The sequence below is a fragment of the Mycobacterium sp. genome (assembly GCF_040509115.1).
Taxonomy (GTDB): Bacteria; Actinomycetota; Actinomycetes; order Mycobacteriales; family Mycobacteriaceae; genus Mycobacterium.
This window is the reverse complement of record NZ_JBEVLO010000343.1, coordinates 20920-28084: the sequence shown is the minus strand read 5'-3', so window position 1 is coordinate 28084 and position 7165 is coordinate 20920. Positions and strand designations below refer to the sequence as shown.

The 7165-nt window shown below is 64.7% G+C and carries 7 protein-coding genes; all 7 read right to left on the bottom strand.

Going from position 1 to position 7165, the window contains the following annotated elements; all coding sequences use genetic code 11:
* A partial coding sequence (locus ABW137_RS24070; RefSeq protein WP_526403970.1) for a class I adenylate-forming enzyme family protein occupies positions 1-1448 on the bottom strand: 1448 nt, incomplete at its 3' end.
* Positions 1449-1453: 5 nt separating this feature from the next.
* Positions 1454-1897: a nuclear transport factor 2 family protein gene (locus tag ABW137_RS24065; RefSeq protein WP_526403969.1), complete on the bottom strand. Its 444-nt coding sequence runs from the start codon at positions 1895-1897 to the stop codon at positions 1454-1456.
* A gap of 297 nt (positions 1898-2194) precedes the next feature.
* The gene (locus ABW137_RS24060; protein ID WP_526403968.1) at positions 2195-2944 is read right to left on the bottom strand and encodes an SDR family NAD(P)-dependent oxidoreductase; all 750 of its coding nucleotides are present in this window, start codon (positions 2942-2944) and stop codon (positions 2195-2197) included.
* Positions 2941-3807 (bottom strand): LLM class F420-dependent oxidoreductase, encoded by an 867-nt coding sequence (locus ABW137_RS24055; protein ID WP_526403967.1) that lies wholly within the window; start codon positions 3805-3807, stop codon positions 2941-2943. Before ABW137_RS24055 ends, ABW137_RS24060 begins: the two co-directional genes overlap by 4 nt.
* 104 nt (positions 3808-3911) lie before the next feature.
* Positions 3912-4745, bottom strand: coding sequence for a mycofactocin-coupled SDR family oxidoreductase (locus tag ABW137_RS24050; RefSeq protein ID WP_526403966.1), 834 nt, complete (start codon positions 4743-4745; stop codon positions 3912-3914).
* Positions 4746-4777: 32 nt separating this feature from the next.
* Positions 4778-5218, bottom strand: a complete 441-nt coding sequence (locus ABW137_RS24045) for a nuclear transport factor 2 family protein (RefSeq protein ID WP_526403965.1) — start codon at positions 5216-5218, stop codon at positions 4778-4780.
* 17 nt (positions 5219-5235) lie between these two features.
* Positions 5236-6879, bottom strand: coding sequence for a flavin-containing monooxygenase (locus ABW137_RS24040; protein ID WP_526403964.1), 1644 nt, complete (start codon positions 6877-6879; stop codon positions 5236-5238).
* Between the last annotated feature and the right edge of the window lie 286 nt (positions 6880-7165).

Below are 7165 nucleotides of genomic sequence, written 5' to 3'. Positions count from 1 at the left end.
CTGGCCAGCCGCTCGCGCGTCCAAGCGATGACGTCCTTCGGCGTGAGGTGCGGGTCGGACGTCACGACCGCCGCGGCGACGCGCTCGTCATAGCGCGCGTCGGGCACGCCGAAGACGGCGCAGTCCCGGATCGACGGGTGTTCTCCGAGCTTCTGCGCGACCTCGCGCGGATACACGTTGACGCCGCCGGTGCGGATCATCTCCTTGAGCCGTCCGACGATGTGGAGCATTCCGCGTTCGCCGACTTGGCCAAGGTCGCCCGTGTGGAGCCATCCGCCGCGGAACGCCTCCGCGGTCGCCTCCGGATTGTCCAGGTATCCGATCATCATTGAGCTTGACCGCACGCAGATCTCGCCCACCTCGCCGGGGAGGAGTTCAGCGCCGTCGGCGTCGCGGATCGACACGAGCACCCCCGGCACCGGAGTTCCCACCGAGCTGATGTCCTCTTCGCAGACTTCCGGTCGGGCGGTGGTGATGAGCGAGCTGTTCTCGGTCTGCCCGTAGATGTGTTCGATCGTCATCCGGGGGGTTCCGCGCCGACGTATCTGCTCGATCACCGGTAGCACCCCGGAATTTGGGTCGTAGCTCGCGAAGACGACGTGCCGCAGCGACGAGAGGTCCGCCTCCTCGAAGTTCTCTGCCTCGACGAGTCCCTGGAGCACGAGCGGTACGGCGAAGAACGAGGTACATCGGTGCTGTCGGATGGTCTCCAGTGCCCTGGCGGCGTTGAACGACCGTGTCAGCACCACCGAGCCGCCGACAAGCATGTACTGCCGTATGAGCGCCCAGGTTCCGCCGTGGTACGGCGCCTGATACACGAAGAGTCGGTCGTCAGGTCGCAGACCTGAAGCCAGTGCTCCCCCGTAGGCGTCGAACATGGTGCCGCGTTGACTCAGCACCGCCGCTTTCGGGACGCCCGTGGTCCCGCTGGTGAAGATGATGAGGTGCGGATCGTCGGAGTTGGCGTGCGAGGGGGCCGTTGCGGCATGCGTGCTGCAGAGTTGCTCGGCCCACGTGGCGTCGACGTCATCGGCGATGACGTGGTCTGCACCGGGATCGACGAGATCACGCTGCTCGCTTCCGGCGAGGATGAGTTTCGGGTTCGTCCTGTCGATGAAGGACAGCACCGATGCACGGTTCAGCCGCCAGTTCAGCGGGACGAGGACGGCACCGAGGCGAGCGGTGGCGTAGTAGAGGACGACGTAGTCGATGCAGATGCCGTCGGCCACGGTGACGACGTCGCCTCGCTCGACACCGCGTTCCGTCAGCCCGTGGACCATCCGCGCGATGCGCTCGCGCAGCTGGGACCACGTGACCGATCCGGCGTCGTCGATGAGGGCGATCGCGTCGCTCCGGTACCGGCTGTGCGACTCGACCACGTCGCACAAGCCAAGGCCTTGCGCCGGCGAGGTCACGCCACCTTGGGCGCGCCCACTGATGTCGGTCATGGCGGCTACCGACCGAGTGCGACGACGGTGACCATCGGGTTGTGGTACTCGAGCCATCTGGAGATCAGGCCGCCTTCGAAGAAGAAGAGGCCGACGTAGTCGTTCTGGTAGGGACGACCGGTGCGGTGACGAATTGCGTCGGTGGCATAGAGTGCGACGAGTCCGTTTGGAGTCATTTCCCAGCTCTGCGACGCGGTGATGCCGAACGGTTTGAAGTTCTCCGACACCCAGGTCAGCAGGGCGCGCAGATCGGCCTTACTGCGGCACTTCCACGTCATGCCCGGCGACTGGAACGGCACCTCCATCCTCAGGTCGTCGGTGAATGCCGCAACGCACTCCTCGACCCGGCCAGCCGACATGTCGGCGAACAACTTGTCGACGATCGCGCGTCGCGCATTGGCGGTGGCCGAGCTGTCGTCGGGGAGATCGATGTCTGCGGAGAGCGTCATGGTTCATTCCTTGCAAGTGGCCGATGGTTCGAAGTGGGGCCCGTGTGTTCGGCGGGTCAGCCCGCGCTGGGCGTCATGAGAGTGGCAGTGCCGCAACAGGTAACGGGTCTTGTCCCCCAGTCTCCAACACTGCGTTCAACGTCGTCACCCTCCACGTGGCGGTGTCTGGATAGGGCGCCTTCGCCGGACGGCGAGATCACCCGAAGCCGAGGTGTATGTCGACATGCGCGAGCCCGAGAATCGCGAAACAGCCAGAGCCGATTCACTATTCCTTTTCCTGCCGGACTCCGTAGCGCGTCAGGTCAACGCGTAACCGCCATCCACGGTGACGATCGACCCGGTCGCATAAGTCGAAGTCATGCAGTAGAGATACGCGCGGGCGACCTCGACCGCCTCGCCGACGTGACCCACCAGATTCGTGTTGGCCGTCTGCTGGAACAAGGCGCCTCGGGTGTCTTCATCGAGGTCTGCCCACATCCCGGTGTTCGTGAACCCTGGGCGAACCAAGTTGACCCTGATCGGGGACAGTTCGACGGCCAGCGCCCGCATCAGTCCTTCCATGGCGCCGCACACGCTCGCGAGCACACCTGACGTGGCGCGCGGTCGTATCGATGCCGCGCCACTGGTGAGTGTGATGGACCTCCGCACGTGTTCGACCGCGCAGCCGATCGTGTTCAGTGCGCCGAAATAGCGGGTTTCGAATGCCCGCCGGACATCGTCGACCGGCATGGTCGAAATCGGACCCGCGAGAGGCTTGTCCGCTGCGGTGTAGATCAGATGGTCGATCGGACCGATGTCACCGAACACGGCGGCGAGTTTCGCTTGGTCGAGCGCGCTCACGGCGTGCCCGCTGACGCCGGGCGGCAGCTGGGCGATCGCGTGCGCGACGCTCGCATCGCTATGCGAGATCACCTCCACCTTCGCGCCGGCCTCGGCTGCGCCGCGTGCGGTTGCCAACCCGAAACCCGAACCGCCACCGACTATCACGATCCTGTTGTCGGCTAGCGGGTGCGCGGTCGCGAGGTCATGTGGAGCTCCGACAGTCACGACGGCGCTCCCCGTGCAATCGAGTTTTCAGTGCGTCGCAAACCAAGGGGCTCGGCGAGCTTGGCGAGCACGGACAGCTTGTCGGCATCGCCGAGCACCTGCAGCGGGATGTGGTCGGCCCCTGCGGCAAGGAATGAGTTCAGCCGCGCGGCCACGTCTTCGGTGGTGCCGTGCGCAACGACGGCATCGACCAGCTCGTCGCTGCCCCCGTCGGCTAGATCGTCCTCGGTGAAGCCGAGCCGTTTCCAGCTGTTGCGGTAGTTCCTCTTCTGGATCGACGTCTCGAACGACCTGCGACCGATGGCGCGGGCCTGAGTTGGGTCGGCGTTCAACGTCACCTTGTGCTCGGGAGCGAGAAATGCGTCGGGGCCCATGAGTTCGCGCGCGCGTGCCGTGTGCACCGGCGTCGTCAGGTATGGATGCGCGCCCGCGGCGCGATCAGCGGCGAGCCTCAGAACCTTGGGGCCAAGGGCTGCGACCACGCGACGCTCCCGCGGGACGCCGCACCGGTCAAGCTCGTCCAGATACTCGGACAGCGCTTCAAGGGGTTTCTGCCATTGCTGGTGCAATTCGGGATGGCCGGCTCCGACGCCGAGCAGGAAGCGGCCGGGATGTGCCTTCTCGATCCGGTGGAACGACGCGGACACCGCGCCCGGATCGGTTGCCCAGATGTTGACGATGCCCGTGGCCACGCACAGCGTCTGGGTCGCTTCCAGCAGTCCTTCCGCCCACTCGAGCTCGGCGGGTGGCGACCCTGCCACCCAGACAGCGCCATAGCCCAAGGCTTCGATCTCCTTGGCCTGCTCGGGGGTCGGCGCACCGAGACCGAACACGCCGTAACGGCCGAGGTTGGGTTTAGTCACTAGGTGTCCTCCAAAGAGCCCGCGCGGGGCTGTCGTGGCATGTCCATTACTTGCATCGCCTACTTGACCATCGCCTAATTGACCAACGCCTACTTGACCAACGCCTACTTGACCATCGCCCCAGCGTCTACCGGAAGCGTGACACCCGTGATGTAGCGCGCCTCGTCGCTGGCGAGGAACAGCAGCGCGTTGCTGATGTCGACGGGCTCCACCCACGGGACTTCGAGCGCGTTGATCCCCACGAACGCAGGCAACGCCGCCTCCTGGGTCGGCTCGGGCGCGTCCGGCGCGAACATCCGGTAGGTGCCGGGGTTTTGGATCATGTCGGTGTCCGCGTTGGTCGGGTGGACCGTGTTGACGCGGACCCGGTGGGGCGCCAGCTCATTGGCCATCGTCCGCATCAGCCCGACGATGCCGTGTTTGGCTGAGACGTAATGGGCGACGTTCATCATGCCTCTGAGACCACCGATGGAGCTCACGAACAGCAGAGCCCCTCCGCCGCGCGCGATGAGATGCGGTGCCGCAGCCCTCGCGGTGTTCCAGACGCCGGTGAGGTTGATGTCCAGTACGTCGCGCCACTGGTTCTCGTTGAGTTCCAAGGCCGAACCGAAACTCACGATTCCCGCGTTGGCGATGGCGATGTCCAACCCGCCGAGCTCGGCGACCCCCTCCGCGAGGGCGTTCTGCAACGCCCCGTGGTCCCGCACGTCGGCCACCGTGGCGATGATCCGGCGGTCCAGCTTTTCCACCTCCCGCATCGTCTGGTCGAGATCCGCGCGGGTGGCTGCGGGGTACGTCTCCACCGTCGGCAGCGGTGCGCAGATGTCGACGGCGATGATGTCAGCCCCCTCCTCGGCCAGCCGCACCGCGTGGCTGCGGCCCAGCCCACGGGCCGCCCCGGTGACGAACGCGACCTTGCCTTCTAGTCGACCGACCATGTCATCTCCTTCTCGTCTTGGTAATCGTCGGTTCATGTATCGGTCGGGCCAAAGGCGTTGGCCGCCAGCTGGATCACCCGCTGGCTGAAGCGCCACTCACCATGGCGTTTCGTGACGACGTCGTGGTATTCGCCGTAGGAAGACACCTGAGGGACACCGTCGGACCGCGTGAGCAGCTCGAACTGGCACCAGACAACCGCCTTGTCCACCGTTGCGTCGTCGAAGATCACGTTGGCCGGGCGGTGCTGTCCCCAGTGGAACGGCTTGAAGTCCGGCTCGCTGTGAATCCGGTCGTACCATTCGGCGATCCGGGTGTGCCCGGCGAACTCGCCTCCAGCCAGCGAGCTGTGCAGTACCCCGTCCTCCCAAAACGTGCCGAGAAACTCGTCCCGGCGCTGGGTGTCGAGCCCGCGGCAATACCGGGCTTGCAGGTCCACGATCAGCAGCCGATCCTCGATGGAGATCGACGTCATATTTCCTCCTTGCGGACTCATGGCTTCAGCACGAAGCCTCGGTAATCGTTGGCGGCGACCTCGTCGCACCTGTCGGCGAAGACGTCGAAACCGCCGACCCAGATCATGAAGCTGCGGGCCTTTCCGTCGATGTTGGCGCCCGCATACCAGGAGTCGGCTCGCGGAAAGAGCGTCTGGTTGGCCACCTCCGCGAGCTCGTCGCACCACTCCGACTCGATGTCGTGGGTCGTGTCGACGGTGGCCAAGGCGTGGCTTTCCATGTGATCGATGAGGTCGGTGAACCAATCGATCTGGTATTCGCACTGCGTCACCATCTGGGCGACCACGCCGGGGCCTCCTGGGCCGTGGACCATGAACAGGTTGGGGAACCCGGAGACCATCAGGCCCAGGTAGTTCCACGGCTTGTCCGCCCATTTGTCCGCGAGGTCCACTCCTCCGAGGCCCGTGACGTTCATTCGGGTCAGCGAACCGGTCATCGCGTCGAACCCGGTTGCCATAACAAGCACGTCCAGGTCGTATTCTTCAGCGGTGGTTCGCAAGCCAGCGGGCGTAACCTCGACAATCGGGTTGCTGCGCACGTCGACGAGAGTGACGTTCTCGCGATTGAACGTTTCGTAGTAGCCGCTGTCGATGCTCAACCGCTTGGTGCCAAGCGGGTACGTCTTCGGGCACAGCATCTCGGCGACCTCCTGGTCCCCGACGATCTGGCGGATCTTTCCGCGAAACCACTCCGCGACAACGTCGTTCGCCTCGATGTCCCGCATGACGTCGTTGAACAGGAAGAAGAACAGCAGCCCGCTGCGCGCCTGCCAAGCCTCTTCGAGAATCTTCAGCCGCTGCTCGGGCGTGTAGTCGAAGATCGAACCGTGGCCCTGCATCGGGAGCACCAGGGCGTTCGGGTGGCGCCGCATCATCGCCCGGCGTTCGGCATAGTGCTCCTTCCAATCCCGTTCGTAGGACGAATCAAGGGGCTGATTGTGGGCAGGCACGGTATACACCGGGGTTCGTTGGAACACGTGAAGGTGCCCAGCGTCCTTTGCCATCTCCGGGACCACCTGCACCCCCGTGGAGCCCGTCCCTATCACGCCGACGCGTCGACCGGCGTAATCGACGCCTTCCCTTGGCCATTGCGACGTGTGCACCAGCGTCCCTTGGAAATTCTCCAGTCCGGGGAACTGCGGGATGTTCGTCGCGTCCAGTGGACCCGTGGCGGCGAAGACGTATTTGGCCGTCACCCGGTGACCGGACTCAGTCGACACATGCCACATCCGGATGCCCTCGTCGAACTGCATCCGATTCACTCGGGCCCCAAAGCGGATCATCGGCCGCAGCTCGAACCGGTCGGCCACGTGATTGATGTACTTCTCCAGGTCCTCCTGCGGTGAGAACAACTCCGGCCAGTGCCAATCCTGCTGCAGCTGATCGTCGAAAGAATATGAGTACTGGACGCTTTCAATGTCGACGCGTGCGCCTGGGTACCGGTTCCAGTACCAGGTTCCGCCGACGCCGTCGCCGGCCTCGAAACAGATCACGCTGAGCCCGGACCTGCGTAACCGATGCAATGCATAGAGCCCGGAAAACCCGGCACCGACTACGACGACGTCGACCTCCTCTGGGGTGGTGTCGGTGCCGTTGTCTGTTCCTTCGGCGATGGTGGACATTCCGCAATCTCCTTTGAATTGCCGCACACCGTGCGGTTCCGCTTTCCGCATTCGTTGCGGATGTCTTCGTCGCTCGCGGTTGTCGACCGATCTGTCCCCGGATGGCGCGAGTCGTTCACCACCATCGACCCGACGAGATCGACATCGGTCGCTACGCCCGCCGGAGAGTCCGCCACGGCACCGCCGCAAAGGGCCCGATGCCGTGCGATTGGACGGCAGCGCCTCCCAATGAAATTGACATGTTGAGAGTGTCCAACAGCACAGTGACCTCGGTCACCCGCCATGT